At 58.7% G+C, this 16,853-nt stretch carries 16 protein-coding genes; 11 read left to right on the top strand and 5 right to left on the bottom strand.

What is annotated here, in order from left to right; translation table 11 throughout:
* Window positions 1-16: 16 nt before the first annotated feature.
* The 4 genes from mazG to K5Q35_RS11085 all read left to right on the top strand — a co-directional run bounded on the left by mazG (window position 17) and on the right by K5Q35_RS11085 (window position 4,122).
* Window positions 17-832, top strand: coding sequence for a nucleoside triphosphate pyrophosphohydrolase (gene mazG, locus K5Q35_RS11100; protein WP_220799605.1), 816 nt, complete (start codon window positions 17-19; stop codon window positions 830-832).
* Between the two features lie 445 nt (window positions 833-1,277).
* Window positions 1,278-2,219, top strand: a complete 942-nt coding sequence (locus tag K5Q35_RS11095; protein ID WP_220799604.1) for a nucleoside hydrolase — start codon at window positions 1,278-1,280, stop codon at window positions 2,217-2,219.
* Window positions 2,216-2,665 carry an N-acetyltransferase gene (locus tag K5Q35_RS11090; protein ID WP_220799603.1) on the top strand — a complete coding sequence of 150 codons (450 nt, stop codon included), beginning with the start codon at window positions 2,216-2,218 and terminating at the stop codon, window positions 2,663-2,665. The genes K5Q35_RS11095 and K5Q35_RS11090 overlap by 4 nt, the downstream gene beginning before the upstream one ends.
* A 44-nt stretch (window positions 2,666-2,709) precedes the next feature.
* On the top strand, window positions 2,710-4,122 hold the full coding sequence (locus K5Q35_RS11085) for a YdiU family protein (protein WP_220799602.1): 1,413 nt from the start codon (window positions 2,710-2,712) through the stop codon (window positions 4,120-4,122).
* Here K5Q35_RS11085 and K5Q35_RS11080 read toward each other — a convergent pair.
* Both K5Q35_RS11080 and K5Q35_RS11075 read right to left on the bottom strand, forming a co-directional pair.
* Complete coding sequence (locus K5Q35_RS11080) at window positions 4,119-5,006, bottom strand: DMT family transporter (protein ID WP_013962260.1); 888 nt, start codon at window positions 5,004-5,006, stop codon at window positions 4,119-4,121. The genes K5Q35_RS11085 and K5Q35_RS11080 overlap by 4 nt on opposite strands.
* 63 nt (window positions 5,007-5,069) lie before the next feature.
* The gene (locus K5Q35_RS11075) at window positions 5,070-6,371 is read right to left on the bottom strand and encodes a DEAD/DEAH box helicase (protein ID WP_013962261.1); all 1,302 of its coding nucleotides are present in this window, start codon (window positions 6,369-6,371) and stop codon (window positions 5,070-5,072) included.
* 338 nt (window positions 6,372-6,709) lie between these two features.
* Between K5Q35_RS11075 and K5Q35_RS11070 the strand changes: the two genes are divergently transcribed.
* From K5Q35_RS11070 to K5Q35_RS11055, 4 genes are all read left to right on the top strand, one after another.
* On the top strand, window positions 6,710-7,123 hold the full coding sequence (locus tag K5Q35_RS11070) for a Fur family transcriptional regulator (RefSeq protein ID WP_220799601.1): 414 nt from the start codon (window positions 6,710-6,712) through the stop codon (window positions 7,121-7,123).
* Between the two features lie 76 nt (window positions 7,124-7,199).
* Window positions 7,200-8,072, top strand: coding sequence for a DMT family transporter (locus K5Q35_RS11065; protein WP_013962263.1), 873 nt, complete (start codon window positions 7,200-7,202; stop codon window positions 8,070-8,072).
* A gap of 64 nt (window positions 8,073-8,136) precedes the next feature.
* Window positions 8,137-9,411 (top strand): phosphopyruvate hydratase, encoded by a 1,275-nt coding sequence (eno, locus tag K5Q35_RS11060; RefSeq protein WP_220799600.1) that lies wholly within the window; start codon window positions 8,137-8,139, stop codon window positions 9,409-9,411.
* Entirely contained in the window at window positions 9,408-9,923 is a 516-nt protein-coding gene (locus tag K5Q35_RS11055; RefSeq protein WP_220799599.1) for a GNAT family N-acetyltransferase, read from the top strand. The genes eno and K5Q35_RS11055 overlap by 4 nt, the downstream gene beginning before the upstream one ends.
* On the opposite strand, the gene K5Q35_RS11050 is transcribed toward K5Q35_RS11055, so the two are convergent.
* Together K5Q35_RS11050 and K5Q35_RS11045 are read right to left on the bottom strand one after the other, a co-directional pair.
* Complete coding sequence (locus K5Q35_RS11050; RefSeq protein ID WP_220799598.1) at window positions 9,913-10,989, bottom strand: FAD-binding oxidoreductase; 1,077 nt, start codon at window positions 10,987-10,989, stop codon at window positions 9,913-9,915. The two genes, K5Q35_RS11055 and K5Q35_RS11050, sit on opposite strands and share 11 nt — an antisense overlap.
* A gap of 203 nt (window positions 10,990-11,192) precedes the next feature.
* On the bottom strand, window positions 11,193-12,326 hold the full coding sequence (locus K5Q35_RS11045) for an anhydro-N-acetylmuramic acid kinase (protein WP_220799597.1): 1,134 nt from the start codon (window positions 12,324-12,326) through the stop codon (window positions 11,193-11,195).
* A gap of 64 nt (window positions 12,327-12,390) precedes the next feature.
* On the opposite strand from K5Q35_RS11045, the gene tyrS reads away from it, so the two are divergent.
* From tyrS to K5Q35_RS11030, 3 genes are read left to right on the top strand one after another with little or no spacing between them, the layout of a single operon-like run.
* Window positions 12,391-13,641 carry a tyrosine--tRNA ligase gene (tyrS, locus tag K5Q35_RS11040; RefSeq protein WP_220799596.1) on the top strand — a complete coding sequence of 417 codons (1,251 nt, stop codon included), beginning with the start codon at window positions 12,391-12,393 and terminating at the stop codon, window positions 13,639-13,641.
* 33 nt (window positions 13,642-13,674) lie between these two features.
* A complete protein-coding gene (locus tag K5Q35_RS11035) occupies window positions 13,675-14,430 on the top strand; it encodes an SDR family NAD(P)-dependent oxidoreductase (RefSeq protein WP_220799595.1) in 756 nt (251 codons plus the stop codon).
* Window positions 14,430-15,029: a hypothetical protein gene (locus K5Q35_RS11030; protein ID WP_013962270.1), complete on the top strand. Its 600-nt coding sequence runs from the start codon at window positions 14,430-14,432 to the stop codon at window positions 15,027-15,029. The genes K5Q35_RS11035 and K5Q35_RS11030 overlap by 1 nt, the downstream gene beginning before the upstream one ends.
* Here the strand turns inward: K5Q35_RS11030 and K5Q35_RS11025 are convergent.
* A complete protein-coding gene (locus K5Q35_RS11025) occupies window positions 15,026-16,834 on the bottom strand; it encodes an ABC-F family ATP-binding cassette domain-containing protein (protein WP_220799594.1) in 1,809 nt (602 codons plus the stop codon). The two genes, K5Q35_RS11030 and K5Q35_RS11025, sit on opposite strands and share 4 nt — an antisense overlap.
* Between the last annotated feature and the right edge of the window lie 19 nt (window positions 16,835-16,853).

The following is a 16,853-nucleotide window of genomic DNA, read 5'->3' as shown; positions in this document are numbered from 1 at the left end:
AGCGGGAGCGGCTGCAATGGCAGATGAACTGATCCACGACCCTGATGCGGGAATTGAACGCCTGCTTGAGATCATGCGCCGCCTGCGCGACCCGGAAACGGGCTGCCCGTGGGACATAGAGCAGGATTTCGACAGCATTGCCCCCTACACAATCGAAGAGGCCTATGAGGTCGCAGATGCCATCGCACGCAAGGACTGGCGCGATCTTGAGGGGGAGCTGGGCGATCTGCTGCTGCAAACCGTTTATCATACGGCCATGGGTGCGGAAGGCGGTCACTTCACCTTTCAGTCGGTGGTGCGCAAGATCAGCGACAAGATGGTGGCGCGCCACCCGCATGTTTTTGGCGATGAGAGCCGCGACAAATCAGCGGACCAGCAAACCGCCGATTGGGAAAAGATAAAGGCCCGCGAACGTGCAGACAACGCGCAACAAGGCACGCTGGATGGTGTGGCCATTGGTCTGCCTGCCCTGCTGCGCGCGCTCAAGCTGCAAAAACGCGCAGCGCGGGTCGGATTTGACTGGCCCTCCACCGATGAGGTCTTGGACAAAATCACCGAAGAGGCCGCAGAACTGGTGGAGGCGCGCGACCGTCTGACCCAGACGGAAGTCGAAGAGGAATTCGGCGATCTGCTGTTCGTGATGGCAAATCTGGGCCGTCACCTCGGCCTTGATCCCGAAGCCGCCCTGCGCGCCGCCAACGCGAAATTCACCCGACGCTTCGAAGCGGTCGAAGCCAAGCTGGCCGCCTTGGGCAAGACACCCGCAGACAGCGATCTGGCAGAGATGGATGCGCTATGGGATCAGGTCAAAGCAGAGGCGCGGAAAGACTAGAGCATATTCGATGCCGCATCATGGTAACCGCGCGTTCGGGCACGGTGCGGCTTTGGCGGAATATTGCCGGAAAAAATCGTGTTTTTCTGTTCTGCGTTGGGTGGATTGCTTTGTCGCTTCAAACCCTCCGCGAGATAAACAGAGCTGGTGCTATCATCAGTCACTAGACCGTGGCGCCACGGATCGAAAACGGTATCTAGAAGCATATTTACAATAAAAACAAGCGTATATCTACCATCCTGCAACCGGCATTAGACATAAAACGGTGACAGTGCATAATGGCAAACCCGCGTTTCGAATTTCGCCAGACGCCCTAACGTGCGACACCTTTGACCGCGGTCCACAAATTACCAGTTTCACCATGCTGCATCCAACACCGAATACCGCAGCGGTTTGTCACTGATACCTGCTGGACTCTTATTCGCGACACAGTCAAAGAGAGCATATGACAGCACGTAAAATTATCATTGATACCGACCCCGGTCAGGACGACGCAGTGGCGATCCTTTTGGCGCTTTCCAGCCCTGAAGAACTCGATGTTTTGGGCGTCACCTGCGTGGCCGGGAATGTCCCCCTTGATCTGACCACCAAAAACGCACGCATCATCTGCGAATTGGCAGGCAAACCCGATACGCTGGTCTTTGCAGGCTGTGACAGACCGCTTGGCCGTGATCTCGTGACCGCCGAGCATGTTCATGGCAAAACAGGCCTTGATGGCCCTGACCTGCCGGACCCTGAGATGCCTCTGCAAGACCAGCACGCAGTTGATTTCATCATTGATACCCTGCGCGCAGAGCCGTCGGGCACGGTCACTCTGTGCCCGCTGGGGCCGCTGACCAATGTCGCCACGGCCTTCCAGAAGGCGCCGGACATCGTGCAGCGCGTGCAACAGATCGTCTTGATGGGCGGGGCGTATTTCGAGGTTGGGAATATCACCCCCACAGCGGAATTCAACATTTATGTCGACCCGCAAGCCGCTGAAATAACGTTCAAATCTGGCGTTGATATCGTGGTTCTGCCACTCGATGTCACACACAAAGCACTCGTCACCGCCCCGCGTAACGACGCCTTTCGCGCTTTGAGCACGCCCGTTGGCATTGCTGTCGCCCAGATGACGGATTTTTTCGAACGGTTCGACAAGGAGAAATACGGCTCTGCCGGGGCACCCTTGCACGACCCGTGTGTCACCGCTTATCTGCTGCGCCCAGATCTGTTCACGGGGCGCCGGGTCAATGTGGAAATTGAAACCATATCCGAATTGACCATGGGCATGACCGTCGCAGATTGGTGGGGCGTGACGGATCGGCCAAAAAACGCGCTGTTTATCGGGGATCTGGATGCGGATGGGTTTTTTGATCTGCTGACAGAACGGCTTGCCCGGCTATGAGTGCGGCCCTGACCCTCGCGGCACCCGATCACCTTGAAAAGCTTGACGCATTGGTGGCTGCATTTCATCAGGAGGCCGGGATCACCCTCGGGGCGGAGGCGCGGCGCACTGGTATTCTGCCGTTGCTTGAGGGCAGTCCGCATGGTGCCGCCTATCTGATCGGCCCACCCCGCGCACCCATCGGCTATCTTGTAATCACCTTTGGCTGGTCGCTGGAATTCGGCGGGCTTGACGGTTTCATTGACGAAATCTTTGTGCGGCCGGGCGTGAGAGGGCGCGGGATAGCATCGGAAACCCTGCTGGCCCTGCCCCGCGCACTGGCGGGCGCCGGTCTGAAAGCACTGCACCTCGAGGTCGAGCGCAGCGCTGAGGATAAACAACGTTTGTATCAGCGCGCCGGGTTCAAATCGCGCGACAATTATATGTTAATGACCAAAACCTTCTGACCCTGCGGGTGGCAGAGGCATGCAAAGGCGCTTATATAACTGACATGACAGTTACCGCCCCCTTCGATAACAGCTATGCGCGGCTGCCGGCTGTGTTTTACACCCGCCTCAATCCGACCCCCGTGCGCAACCCCTCTCTGGTTGCTTACAATGAACCCCTTGGGAAAATACTGGGCATCTCACCAGCGAGTGAAACAGATCGCGCGGCTGTTTTTTCAGGCGCGAAAGTGCCAGACGGGGCGACACCCTTGGCACAGCTTTATGCGGGCCACCAGTTTGGCAATTTCAATCCGCAATTAGGCGATGGCAGGGCTATCTTGCTGGGCGAAGTCGTCGGCACGGACGGCAATCGCTACGATTTGCAGCTCAAAGGGTCCGGCCCCACGCCCTATTCGCGTATGGGCGACGGGCGCGCCTGGCTCGGTCCGGTGCTGCGTGAATATGTCGTCTCTGAGGCCATGCATGCGCTTGGCGTGCCAACCACCCGCGCACTGGCGGCAACCCTTACCGGTGAAGACGTTTTGCGCGAGACCGTTCTGCCCGGTGCCGTTCTGACGCGCGTGGCCGCAAGCCATCTGCGGGTTGGTACCTTTCAGATCTTCGCCCACCGGGGACAGATCGATGCGCTTAGGGAACTGACGGCGTACGCCATCACGCGCCATGCACCCGATGCAGACGGGCCGCTGGGGCTCTTGCGCGCGGTCTGTGCCGCGCAGGCCGAATTGATCGCGGGTTGGATGTCGCTGGGTTTTATTCACGGCGTGATGAATACGGACAACAGCGCGATTTCGGGGGAAACCATCGATTACGGCCCCTGCGCTTTTATGGATGACTATCACCCCGACACCGTGTTCAGCTCCATTGATCAGACCGGCCGTTATGCCTATTCCAACCAACCCCGGATCGCGGTCTGGAACATGGCGCAATTGGCAACGTCCCTGTTGCAGCAGATGGACGACCCCGAAGCAGCCGTCGAAGAAGCCACGCAGATCGTCCATGCCATGCCCGCGCAGATTGAAGCCGCATGGCTCGACAGGATGGGCAAAAAGATCGGCATCGCCAAGGCCACACCCGAAGACACCCCACTGATCGAAGCCTTGCTGAAACTCATGCAGGATCAACAGGCCGATTTCACCAACACGTTCGATGCGCTGGCACGCTCGGACGCGCGCGATCAGTTTCTGGATCGTGACGCCTTTGATCAGTGGTCAAGCGAGTGGCGCAATCGCATTTCACAGGAATCCGACCCTAATTCGGTGATGCAGGCCGCCTCGCCGCGTGTGATCCCGCGCAACCACCGGGTTGAAGAGATGATTGCCGCGGCTGTGCAGGGCGATTACGCCCCATTTGAGCGGCTGATGGCTGCCTGCACTGATCCGTTTGGAACCGATGACACCGATTTGATGCGCCCTCCAACCAAGGACGAAATTGTGCCAGCCACCTTCTGCGGCACCTAAGCTGCGCGCGGTTTTCGGTTGATCAGATAAATGCCCAACGACACAAGCGCCAGCGCCATCCAGACCTGAATGCCGACGTCTTCACTCAGTAAAAGCCAGCCAAGAATGACGGCAAAAACCGGTGACAGAAAGCTGAAGGAGGCGACAGAAGACGCCGGATAAATCGTGAGCAGCCAGAACCACACCAGAAACCCCAGGCTCGCCACAGCGATAATCTGAAACAGCAGCCCGGCATAATGGATGGGTTGTGGATCCCGCATCAGATCCCCCGTCAGCATTGCAACAAACAACAGGATCGGTGTTGAAATCGCCACCTGAAACATCAATTGCTGCGCAGGCTCTACACGGCTCAGCGGTGTGATTTTCACGCAAAGCGCGATGCCAGCCCAGCAAATCGCGGATGTAAGCGCCATAAGATCACCCACGAGACTGGCCGTTGCATCGCTTCGATCCAGCAGTGCGAGGGCCACGCCGGACATGGCCAGCAAAAGCCCCACCGCCTTGAGGCGCGTCATCGGATCACCCGGCAGCAGGAAGTGGCTCGCGATGGCCAGCCAGACGGGCATGGAATAAAAAATGACCGACGCCCGGCTCACCGTGGTGAAATCCAGCGCCGTGAAAAGAACCATGAACTCCAGCGCGAACAACAGACCACACAGGATACCGGCCGGCACGGCAGCGCGCGGCACCATCATAGAGATACCACGCAACCGCATCCAGATGAGCAGCACAATCACAGCGCCGGCTGACCTGAGCCCCGCTGCGAAAACAGGCCCAAACCCATCGACTGTGACCTTGATCACCACTTGATTAAACGCCAGATGCAGCGCGAATGCGATCAGCGCAGCCGCGCCGACAGCGTCCATATTTGATTTACGATCCATCAGCGCACAAAGGCGCGCCGATCAGCAGATGTCAATCTGGCCTTTGCTGAAACACCGCGTGCTTCAGTGGTTGGCGCCACCCGCCGCAGCGGGCTTGCCGCCCCGGTTGCGCGCGCCGGGCCGTTTCCGGGCCCCGCCCGGTCTGCCGCCTGCGGGCTTACCGCCCTGTGGTGGTCTGCCGCCACGACCGCGACCCCGGCCCTTGGTTTTGTCACCGGGTGGAATGTCTGCAGCCTCCCACGGTCTGCCCGAGCCCACGGGGATCGAGATGCTCATGGTTTTCTGGATCGCCTTCAACTCACCCATCTCATCGGGGGCACAAAAGGCGATCGCCGCGCCATCCTTACCCGCACGTGCGGTCCGCCCGATCCGGTGAACATAGTTTTCCGGCACATTTGGCAGATCATAATTGTACACATGTTTGACATCTGGAATATCAAGGCCCCGTGCGGCGACATCCGTTGCCACCAGAACCTTGATCTCGCCGGATTTGAAGGCTGCAATCGCGCGGTCACGCTGGCCCTGGCTTTTGTTGCCGTGAATGGACCCTGCCGCATAGCCTGCTTTGACCAGTGACTTCATCAGTTTTTCCGACCCGTGTTTCGTGCGGCCAAAAACCAGTGCTCGCTCTTCACGGTGCTTGTCCAGCATCTCGATCAGCAAGGCGGATTTTTCCGACTTGGCGATAAAGTGGACTTCTTGCGTCACCTTATCGGCGGCCTTGCCGGGCGGGGAAACTTCAACCCGGATCGGGCTGCGCAAATAGCTGTTGGCCAGCTCGTTCATCTGTTTCGGCATGGTCGCCGAAAACAGCATCGTCTGACGCTCTTTGGGGATCACGCTGGCGATCTTGCGCAAGTCATGGATAAATCCCATGTCCAGCATCTGGTCCGCTTCATCGAGCACCAGGAAAACCGTTTCATCCAGCCGCACAGCGCGGCGGTCCATCAGGTCGAGCAGACGTCCCGGTGTCGCGACCAACAGGTCCACACCACGCTCCAACCGCTTGATTTGATTGTTTATGGACTGACCGCCCACAACCATTGCAACCTTCACCTTGGTGTTCTCGGCAAACGAGCGCAGGTTGACGCTGATTTGTGTGGCTAATTCGCGCGTCGGTGCCAGAACCAGCCCGCGCACGGATTTGGGCGCAGGCCGCCCGTCAAGTTCCAGCATCTGCGCCACCAGAGGTACGCCGAACGCGGCCGTTTTACCGGTGCCGGTCTGGGCCAGCCCCATAACGTCCCGCCCATTCATCGCATGCGGGATCGCCTGTTTCTGGATCGGAGTCGGATCATTCAGGCCCATACGGCCCAGTCGTGCCACCAGTTCCGGTGGCAGGTTCATCATTTCGAAATCGCTCATTTTTATCCTCTCGCAGGCTGTTGCCCACGCAAAAATCGCAGCCGTTCTACAAGACGGCCATCGCAGGATGCGCAAGGGATCACAGATCGCAGGCAACATACCTGGCACTGTCCATTGCGCTCGGACCCACGCGTGATTTTGGGAACATAGGTGGGACTTATCGGCTGAAACAGACGCTTTATGGGCGTCTCGCTACAACTCTGCTCACGCGGCAGAAGGCATCACCTGTCACCCACATGCGCCTTGTTGGCGCATAAGTCAACCGAAACACAAAAACTTGGCTGGAACCCATGCGCAAAGGCGGCTAAAAACCGGAGCTACGTTACGGGGGCCACCGCATGAGCAAACCAATCATCAAACGCTGCGAGGCGAAGGGGCTGCGCATGACCGGCCAACGGCGTGTCATCGCGCAGGTCCTCGAAGACAGTGCGGATCACCCCGACGTTGAGGAACTATATGCCCGCGCCGTCGCAATTGATAACGGTATTTCGATTGCAACCGTATACCGGACGGTCAAGCTGTTTGAAGAGGCGGGCATTCTGGACAAGCTGGAGTTCGGCGACGGACGGGCACGCTACGAGGACGCCGAACGCGACCATCATGATCATCTGATCGATATGAATTCAGGCGAAGTTATTGAATTCGTGGATGCCGAAATCGAAGCCTTGCAGGAACGGATCGCCAACAAGCTTGGGTATGAGTTACGGGGGCACCGTCTGGAACTCTATGGCGTGCCGATGAAAAAAGAGTGATGCCAGCGCGCGGCGTGGACATCTGCAACTGCGCGGCCTAAGGGACTGGCATCCCTTTTAGCAGGAAAAACCCCCGATGGATAATTTGCGCGGCGCGGCCCTTATGGTTCTGGCGATGCTTCTCTTCGCGTTGGAAGATATGCTGATCAAACTGCTCGCGGTCGATCTGCCAATCGGTCAGATCGTGGGCATGTTGGGTGTGGGCAGTGCCGTGTTGCTGGCGATCCTGCTCAAAATACAACGGCAAGCGCTGTTCACTGCCGCCCTCTTCACACCCGCTATCATGCTGCGCGCCATCGGGGAACTGGTCGGCACCATAGGTTTTGTGACGGCCATCGCCTTGATCCCGCTGTCGACGGCCTCGGCAATCCTGCAGGCAACGCCGCTTTTTGTGACCTTGGGGGCGGCTCTGTTTTTACAGGAAGCCGTTGGCTGGCGCCGCTGGACAGCGATCATTGTGGGGTTCATGGGGGTTATGCTGATCATCCGGCCCGGACTTGAAGGGTTCAGCTGGCTGTCGCTTTTTGCCGTGCAGGGCGTCATCGGCCTTGGCATTCGCGATCTTGCAACCCGGCGCGTTCCGCCGGAGACATCATCGCTGCAACTCAGTTTCTGGGCGTTTCTGGTGCTCATCCCCTCGGCCGCAATCATGATGTGGTTCAACGACACCACGCTGATCACGCCGCCACCCTCCACGTTATTTTACCTTGGGGCCGCGCTGTTGATCGGTATTTTCGCCTATTACTGCATCGTCGCAGCCATGCGCGTGGGCGAAATCAGCTTTGTAACACCCTTTCGCTATTCCCGTATTCTCTTTGCGCTGGTGATAGGCATCAGCATCTTTGGCGAGCGTCCCGATGCGCTGACATTGCTGGGGGCTGCAATCATTGTCGCCTCCGGTCTTTACACGTTGTGGCGCGAACGCCGGGTCCGGGGCGTCGCGCACTAGGCCTTTCCATCTTTGAGCGGTCGGGCTATCACCTCGGCAAATTCATTTGCAGGAGCCCATACTCATGAGCACGATCATCGACATTCACGCCCGCGAAATTCTGGACAGCCGTGGCAATCCAACCGTCGAAGTTGATGTGATCCTCGAAGATGGCACGACGGGGCGCGCCGCCGTCCCCTCCGGTGCTTCGACCGGCGCTTATGAGGCGGTGGAACGCCGTGACGGGGACAAAGCCCGTTATATGGGCAAGGGCGTGCTGGAAGCCTGCGCCGCTGTAAACGGCGAAATCGCGGATGCGCTCGTTGGTCTGGACGCCACTGAGCAGGTCGACATCGATGCAAGCATGATTGAACTGGACGGCACGGCGAACAAATCCCGCCTTGGCGCGAACGCCATTCTGGGCGTGTCACTGGCCGCCGCAAAGGCCGCTGCGGATTACTGCACGCAACCCCTGTACCGCTATGTCGGTGGTACATCGGCGCGTCTCCTGCCCGTACCCATGATGAACATCATCAACGGCGGCGAGCATGCGGACAACCCGATCGACATTCAGGAATTCATGATCATGCCGGTGGCGGCAGACAACATTCGCGAGGCCGTACGCATGGGCTCGGAAGTCTTCCATACATTGAAAAAAGAGCTTTCGGCGGCGGGTCTGTCCACGGGTATCGGCGATGAAGGTGGCTTTGCACCCAACATCAACTCTACCCGCGACGCGCTTGATTTCATTTTGAAATCCATTGAGAAAGCTGGTTACAAACCCGGTGAGGAAATCTATCTCGCGATGGATTGCGCGGCCACAGAGTATTTCAAGAATGGCAAATACGAATTGGCGGGCGAAGGCAAATCGCTGACTTCTGAGGAAAACGTCGCCTATCTGGCGGCACTGGTCGCGGATTACCCCATCATCTCCATCGAAGACGGCATGTCCGAGGATGACTGGGACGGATGGAAGGCCCTGACGGATGCTTTGGGCGACAAGATACAGTTGGTCGGGGATGATCTGTTCGTCACCAACCCCGAACGTCTGGCCATGGGCATTGAACGCGGTTCGGCCAATTCGATGCTGGTCAAAGTGAACCAGATCGGCACCCTGACCGAGACGCTCAAGGCCGTGGATATGGCCCATCGCGCCGGGTTCACCAACGTGATGTCGCACCGCTCGGGAGAGACCGAAGACGCCACGATTGCAGATCTCGCAGTAGCTACAAACTGTGGTCAGATTAAAACCGGGTCGCTTGCCCGCTCTGACAGGCTGGCGAAATATAACCAATTGATCCGCATCGAAGAAGCCCTGGGGGAAACCGCTGAATATGCAGGCCGGTCAATTTTGCGGTGACGGCTGCGATCACCATTCGCGCCGCCCGTACGCCTGAGGATATTGACGACGTGCGCCAGCTTTGCTGGGAATACCGGGATTATTTGCTGGCATTCGACGATTACATGCAGGAAATCGTCAATGTCTTCTATCCCGAAGATGCCTACACAGCGCTCATGAAGGATCTGGCGCTGAAGCACGCGCGCCCGCAGGGGGAAATTCTGATCGCAGCGCTGGATGGACAGTCTGTCGGCTGCGCCATGATACACCCCCTGAATGACCAGGATGTGGAAATCAAGCGCGTGTTTGTTCAGGCGCGGGCGCGTGGAACCGGTGCGGGTGAAAAGCTGTCACAGGCCTTGATCGATCAGGCGCGACGCGACGGTGCAAAACGCATATTGCTCGATACCAATGCCAGTTTCACGGGCGCGCGTCGTCTTTATGAAAAACTCGGATTTCAGCAACGCGCACCCTATAGTGACATCCCGGAGGCAGTGCTGCCCATGCTGGTGTTTTACGAACTCAATCTGTAAATCGCTGCGGCCGGTAAGGCGCGATCAGTGAGGATTCTTCATTGCTGAGCGCTTGCGCTAGAACCTCTTTCGCAGCGATTTCAGACACCAGAGGCGCGAGCGTCGCACCCGAATGCATGGTGCTGACGTAAAGGCCCTCTAAGGTGCAAGCCCCGACAACCGGAAATCCGTCCTGCGGCATCGGACGATGCGCCAGCGTCACTTGCTCCCATGACAGCGATCTGTCCAGCAACCGTTCCACCCGCCCGATTGCCTTATCCGCCAGCTGTTCCGGGTTTTCGTCAATCGCATCTGCACGATCGCTTTGATGCGCGGCAGAGGTCGGTGCCAATATGCGGCCAGTGGGGTCCTGACGCACCTCCTGCCCCGGCGTCACCAGAATATGCGAAATGACCGGTGGCACGGGCGTGGAGCGGACAATAAGTGCCGGGCGTGTCAGCATCGGCAAAGACTGGCCCACACCTGCCAGCAACCCCTGCGTGGCCACGCCCGTTGCCAGCACGACCGCATCGGCAGGAAGTGTCCCGCCAGACCAGCGCACACCCTGCACCTTTGCCTGTTGATGCACCAATCCGGTGACGGCCAACCCGGCAATCACATGTGCTCCGAGTGCCGTGGCCGCTGTCAGCGCATCACGGGCAAGCGTCGCCAAATCTACAGCACCTTCGCGGTGCATGAGCATCGCCCGGTCGGGTGCTGAAATGGCAGGTTCCAAGGCAGCAATTTCGTCTTTTCCAAGGATCGAGACCGCATACCCGTAGCTTTCGAGCATATCGTGATGTGCCTCAAGACCTGCGGGGTCTTCCCAAGACAAACATCCCTGCCAGAGCGTGGCACGGGACGTCAGAGTGTCAGCCAAACGGCGGTGCGCGGACATTGCGGCACAGCGCAGGTCAAAATGGTTTCGATCAAGGAAAAAGCTGGCGTTGATCCATCCAAATGAGGCACCGGATGCGGCACCTGCCGGTTGACCCGCCTCTATCACCGTGACGTCAGCACCGCGGCGCGCCAGATGAAATGCGGTGAGCGCACCAATGATACCTGCCCCTACTATGATGACTTTCACATATCTCTCCTTTTGGCGGATGATCTATGGCAGACTAACTTGCCGATGTAGCGGCACAAGTCGTCATCGCGGCGCCCTCAGATCATCGTGCACAACCAAGACTGGCCGTCCGCGCGTATACTCAGGTCAGATGCAAGGTCTCGCCTCACTTTACGTTTGATAACTTTGAACTTGCCCCCGGAAAGGTTTGTCGTCCTGAAGGCTTAGCGATTGTGCACAGCCACTGCAGCTGCGTTCGGGTAGCTGATGGTCCCACCTGCGACCGGCGTCCGCACTCCTGTCGTGCCGGGGCAGGACGTCGGTAAGCCCCGCGCGACGCGCACGCTGAGATAGGCAAACGCCTGCGCTTCGAGCATGTCGCCATCAAGGCCGACGTCTTCCACGGGCTTTACCGGGCACGCGAGCGTGCTGCGCAACATCTCCATAAGCACCGGGTTATTGCGCCCACCGCCCGTCACCAAAAGCTGCGTCGGCGTTTGCGGGCAATAACGCAGCCCCTCGCGCACAGCTGCCGCTGACATGGCCGTCAAGGTGGCCGCAGCGTCAGCGTCCTGCAAATCGCCCACCTGGTCCATCATTTGTGAGAAATCGTTCCGGTCCAAGGATTTAGGTGGAATACGCGCAAAGTAAGGCTCAGCAAGGAACCGATCCAGCGCGTTTATCTCCACAGAACCTTCGCGCGCGATCTGCCCGTCCCTGTCATAAGGCAACCCAAGGCGCGCCTGAACCAGATCATTAATTGGCGCATTGGCAGGCCCGGTATCAAAGGCGAGCAAGGCGCCCGCCGCTTCCGGTTGATCAAAGGACGGATCAACATAGGTCAGATTGCCAACCCCTCCGAGGTTCAGAAACGCGAGCGGCCGCGTGGCACCGATGTACTTTGCGCAGGCAAAGTGGAAAAACGGCGCCAGAGGTGCGCCCTCCCCGCCCATTTCAACATCCGCCGTGCGAAAATCCCAGACCACTGGCCGGTCCAAAGCGGTGGCAAGCCACGCCCCATCGCCAACCTGCAAGGTGCCGCGTGTGTGCGGCGCATGTGCCAGCGTCTGACCGTGAAAGCCGATGACATCGGCCTCTGGAAAATCCGCAAGCACGGCCCTGTGCACGTGCTCGATCACTGCAGTCGCGGCATCAACTTCGGTGCCTTGCCAGTGACCTAGCGCACTGGCCAAAACGGCGCGTTCTTCGGCGCTGTAGGATTTGTATGCTGTCGCCCCAAAGCGATCAATCGTTACGCCATCCGTGACGACGATCGCGGCATCCACACCGTCCAATGAGGTGCCGCTCATCGCGCCCAAAGCCGTGATCGGTCCTGTTTTTTCGATGGCTTGTTCCAAAGCCTTTTCCTTTGTCTGCACAGCACCTATAGAGTGAGCGCATTGCAAGCAGAGAGCAAGACCAATGACCTACACCCCGAAATCCGATTTCATGGCTGTGATGATGGAGCGCGGCTTTATGGCCGATTGCACGGATTATCAGGGGCTGGATGAAGCACTGCTCAAGGGCGTGCAATCGGCCTATATCGGGTTTGATGCCACGGCGAAATCGCTGCATGTCGGGTCGCTGATCCAGATCATGATGCTGCGCTGGTTCCAGAAAACCGGGCACAAGCCGCTGACGCTCATGGGGGGTGGGACCACCAAAGTGGGTGATCCAAGCTTTCGCGCGGACGAACGCCCGTTGTTGGGGCCGGAGGCAATTGACGACAATATCGCCGGGATCAAGCAGGTGTTCTCAGCCTACATTGATTATTCGGATGCGCCCACCGGGGCTTTGATGCTGAACAACGCCGAATGGCTGGACAATCTCAACTACCTCGATTTCCTGCGCGACATCGGGCGGCATTTCTCGATCAACCGTATGCTTAGCTTTGAGAGTGTGAAATCGCGGCTCGACCGGGAACAATCCTTGTCGTTTCTCGAATTCAATTACATGATCCTGCAGGCCTATGATTTCATGGAACTGCATCGCCGTTACGGCTGTATCCTGCAGCTTGGCGGATCGGATCAATGGGGCAATATCGTCAACGGTATTGACCTGACCCGCCGTGTCATTGATGGCGAGGTCTATGGGCTGACTTCGCCTTTGCTGACGACATCCGATGGCAAGAAAATGGGTAAATCCCAATCCGGCGCGGTTTGGCTGAATGCCGATATGTTCTCTCCTTACGAGTTCTGGCAGTTCTGGCGCAATACGACGGATGCCGATGTCGGGCGGTTTCTGAAGCTCTATACCGAACTCCCCTTGGATGAATGTGAGCGTCTGGGAGCGCTCCCAGGCTCCGAGATCAATGCCGCCAAGATCACGCTGGCGAACGAGATCACAACGCTTTTGCACGGCGCTGAGGCGGCTGCGACGGCCGCACAGACCGCGCGTGACGTCTTTGAAAAAGGCGGGGTTGGGGATGATCTGCCCACCCTGACGCTAAGCGCAGAAGACGTCGCGCAGGGTATTTCCATCGTGCAGCTGATCGTCAAATCGGGCCTTGCCAGTTCAGGCAAAGAGGCTAAACGCCTGATTGCAGAAAATGGTGCCAAACTGGATGACGCACCGTTGACCAACGCAGGGTTGATGATCGACGCCGCTGCGTTGCAGTCGCCGATCAAGCTGAGTGCTGGTAAAAAGCGTCACGCTATGGTGCAACTGTCCTGACAGTAAAAACCTGAAACCAAAGGAGTCGCGCCGATGAAACTTGCAACAACCGCTGCTGTTGTCACCGGGGCGGCCTCTGGCCTTGGCGAAGCGACAGCACGCCACTTTGCACAGCACGGCGCACAGGTGACCCTGCTGGACCGCGATGCGGACCGGGGACAGGCTGTCGCGCGTGAGATCGGTGCGCGGTTTGTTGAAACAGACGTGACGGATGAAGCATCGGTCAAGGCGGCCATCGCCACCGCCAAGGAACAGATGAACGGCATCACGGCAGCGGTGAACTGTGCCGGGATCGTTTATGGGATCAAGACCGTGGGCCGGGATGGCCCCCATCCCCTCGCGCCGTTTTCGCGCACGCTCGATGTGAACCTTGTCGGGACGTTCAATGTGGCGCGGCTGGCCGCCGAGGCGATGGCCGAAAACGACCCCGAACTGGATGGCGCACGCGGTGTTATCATCAACACCGCGTCGATTGCCGCCTTTGACGGGCAAAAGGGTCAGACCGCCTATGCCGCTTCCAAGGGAGGCGTGGTGGCCATGTGCCTGCCAATGGCGCGCGATCTGGCGCAGACGGGCGTGCGTGTGATGACCATCGCGCCGGGTATCTTCATGACGCCGATGCTTGCGGGGCTCAGCGATGAAATACAGGCTGAACTCGCCGCCGACGTTCCCTGCCCCCGCAGGTTGGGAGACCCCGAAGAGTTTGCGCAGCTGGCAGGTTTCATTGTCGAGGCCGGGTACCTGAACGGCGAAGTCATCCGCATTGATGGCGCGCTGCGGATGCGCTGATGCCGCTGCAAAACCGCGTCCAACCCACCGGAGAGATCATCGCCCACCCGGCGCGGGGGCAGTTTATGGGCAATCGCGGTATCCTGCATGACTCAGACCAGCGTTTGGGCAAAGCGCGTTGGCGGCACAAGGCCTGGGTGACTTGTGTGTTATCGTTCAAAGGGCGCCACCGCGCCTTGATGCGCCCCCACAACTACACAGAGCTGTTCTTTCTGGACGAGGCCGTCGCTTTTGCGGCCGGGCACCGCCCCTGCGGGGAGTGCCGCAGAGCGGATTACAATCAGTTCCGCGCAGCCGCTGAAGTAACCACACCCATTGCCGCTTATGACGCCATCCTGCACGCCCAGCGCGCCGTGCCACGCCGCTATGAACAAGTGCGCTACACCGCTGACATCGCGGAGTTGCCAGACGGTGTCTTTATTTTGTCCGAAACCGGTGCTGCGCATCTGCTGTGGGAGGACAAGATGTTGCCCTACACCCCTTCAGGGTATGGCCAGCCGATCCACCGTCCCGCACGAGGCACCGTTACGGTGCTGACACCCGCGCCGATGGTGCAGGTTTTGCAGGCGGGATACAAAGTGCAGGTCGCGCAGCCCTAACCCTGTGCCTTTTCCTCAAGCATCAGCCATTCTTCTTCGGCGTCATCCAGCATAGCTTGACGCGCAACCAAGGCATCCGTCGCTTTTTGGAATTTGACTGGGTTTTCCGTGAAAAGCTCCGCATCGCTGAGCACCTCAACCAGTTTTGCAATCTCTGCCTCGAGGCGCGCCATCTCATCCGGCAAGGCGTCAAGCCGGTGTTGTTCCGTAAAGCTCAATCCCGATTTCGGCTTGGATTTCCCCTTTGAAGACGCAGGTTCGCTTGCTTTCAGCTTTGCAGGCGTGGTGATTTTATCCGTCTGGCGCTGCGAAATGTAATCGCTCCACCCGCCGGCATAGACCGTGGCACGGCCATCCCCTTCCATCGCGATGGTGGTGGCGGCAACCCGGTCCAGAAAATCACGGTCGTGGCTGACCAGCAGAACCGTGCCGTCATAGGTTTCCAGCAGCTCTTGCAACAAATCGAGGCTTTCGACGTCCAGATCATTGGTCGGCTCATCGAGAACCAGAAGGTTGCTCGGGCGCGCCATCAGCTTGGCCAGCAGCAGACGTGCTTTTTCCCCACCCGACAGCGACCGGACGGGTGCGCGCGCCTGCGCCTCATCAAACAGGAATTCCTTGAGATAACCGACCACATGTTTGGGCTGCCCGCGCACCATGACCTGATCGGCCTTGCCTGAGACACGCATCTCCGGATCGCCCGTCAGGCTGTCCCACAGGCTCATATCGCCATCAAGCTGTGCGCGCGCCTGATCAAACAGCGCAATGTCCAGATTGGTGCCCAGTTTTACATCACCCGCATCCGGGGTCTCGCGCCCGATCAACATGTTGAGCAAGGTTGTCTTGCCCACGCCGTTCGGTCCGACAAAAGCGATGCGATCCCCCCGCTGGATGGTCAGCGAAAATGGCGACAGAATGGTTCTGTCCCCGAAAGCTTTGGTGATGTTAGTTGCTTCAATGACCTTTCGGCCAGATTTGGGCCCGGCTTCAAATGCCATGGCGGCGGTGCCTTGGCGGTTGATCTGCGACGCGCGTTGGGCGCGCAGGTCCTGCAACGCGCGTACCCGGCCCTGATTGCGCTTGCGCCGCGCGGAGATACCTTCGACAGCCCAGCGGGCCTCTGCCTTGATCTTGCGGTTAAGCTTGTGACGCTGGGTGTCTTCTTCTTCCCAGACAGTGTCGCGCCACGTCTCAAAGGCATCAAACCCTTTTTCCTGCCGCCGTACCGCACCGCGATCAATCCACAACGTGGCCCGCGTCAAGGCGCGCAGGAACGCCCGGTCGTGGCTGATGATCACATAGCTCTTGCGGCTCTGCTTGAGCTCTTCTTCAAGCCAGGCGATTGCTTCGATATCAAGGTGGTTTGTCGGCTCGTCGAGCAGCATCAGGTCCGGCTCATCCGCCATGATCCGCGCAAGCGCTGCACGCCGCCGCTCTCCGCCGCTGGCTGTTTCAACCGGGCGTGCCGGATCAAACTTGAGCCCCGCCCCCGCGCGTTCAACCTTATACATCTCGGATGCATCAAGCTCATGCGCTGCGAAATCGCCCAGCGTTGTGAACCCGCTGAGGTCGGGGTCCTGCTCCATATAACCAACGGATATGCCGGGACCGGTGATCACATCACCCCGGTCGACTTCAACATTACCGGCCATAACCTTCATCAGGGTCGATTTGCCCGACCCATTGCGCCCCACCAACGCCACACGGTCGCCGGGTTGCGTGACAAGGCTAAGCCCGTCGAAAACCGGATCCCCCCCAAAGGTCAGAGAAATATCATTGAGTTGTAAAAGAGGTATACGGGCCATGACGCGCAGCTATGCTGCC

It is taken from the genome of Roseobacter sp. OBYS 0001, assembly GCF_019654895.1.
In the GTDB taxonomy this organism is placed as follows: domain Bacteria; phylum Pseudomonadota; class Alphaproteobacteria; order Rhodobacterales; family Rhodobacteraceae; genus Roseobacter; species Roseobacter litoralis.
The sequence above is the reverse complement of the archived record's forward strand: the minus strand, read 5'-3'. Positions and strand labels throughout refer to the sequence as shown.

Bases quoted from the DNA above. Each gene is read 5' to 3' on its own strand.
- K5Q35_RS11035 (WP_220799595.1), top strand. From the start codon at position 13,675: ATGAAACTTGCAACAACCGCTGCTGTTGTCACCGGGGCGGCCTCTGGC.
- K5Q35_RS11095 (WP_220799604.1), top strand. From the start codon at position 1,278: ATGACAGCACGTAAAATTATCATTGATACCGACCCCGGTCAGGACGAC.
- K5Q35_RS11025 (WP_220799594.1), bottom strand. From the start codon at position 16,834: ATGGCCCGTATACCTCTTTTACAACTCAATGATATTTCTCTGACCTTT.
- tyrS (WP_220799596.1), top strand. From the start codon at position 12,391: ATGACCTACACCCCGAAATCCGATTTCATGGCTGTGATGATGGAGCGC.
- K5Q35_RS11085 (WP_220799602.1), top strand. From the start codon at position 2,710: ATGACAGTTACCGCCCCCTTCGATAACAGCTATGCGCGGCTGCCGGCT.
- mazG (WP_220799605.1), top strand. From the start codon at position 17: ATGGCAGATGAACTGATCCACGACCCTGATGCGGGAATTGAACGCCTG.
- K5Q35_RS11030 (WP_013962270.1), top strand. From the start codon at position 14,430: ATGCCGCTGCAAAACCGCGTCCAACCCACCGGAGAGATCATCGCCCAC.
- eno (WP_220799600.1), top strand. From the start codon at position 8,137: ATGAGCACGATCATCGACATTCACGCCCGCGAAATTCTGGACAGCCGT.
- K5Q35_RS11070 (WP_220799601.1), top strand. From the start codon at position 6,710: ATGAGCAAACCAATCATCAAACGCTGCGAGGCGAAGGGGCTGCGCATG.
- K5Q35_RS11075 (WP_013962261.1), bottom strand. From the start codon at position 6,371: ATGAGCGATTTCGAAATGATGAACCTGCCACCGGAACTGGTGGCACGA.
- K5Q35_RS11080 (WP_013962260.1), bottom strand. From the start codon at position 5,006: ATGGATCGTAAATCAAATATGGACGCTGTCGGCGCGGCTGCGCTGATC.
- K5Q35_RS11065 (WP_013962263.1), top strand. From the start codon at position 7,200: ATGGATAATTTGCGCGGCGCGGCCCTTATGGTTCTGGCGATGCTTCTC.
- K5Q35_RS11090 (WP_220799603.1), top strand. From the start codon at position 2,216: ATGAGTGCGGCCCTGACCCTCGCGGCACCCGATCACCTTGAAAAGCTT.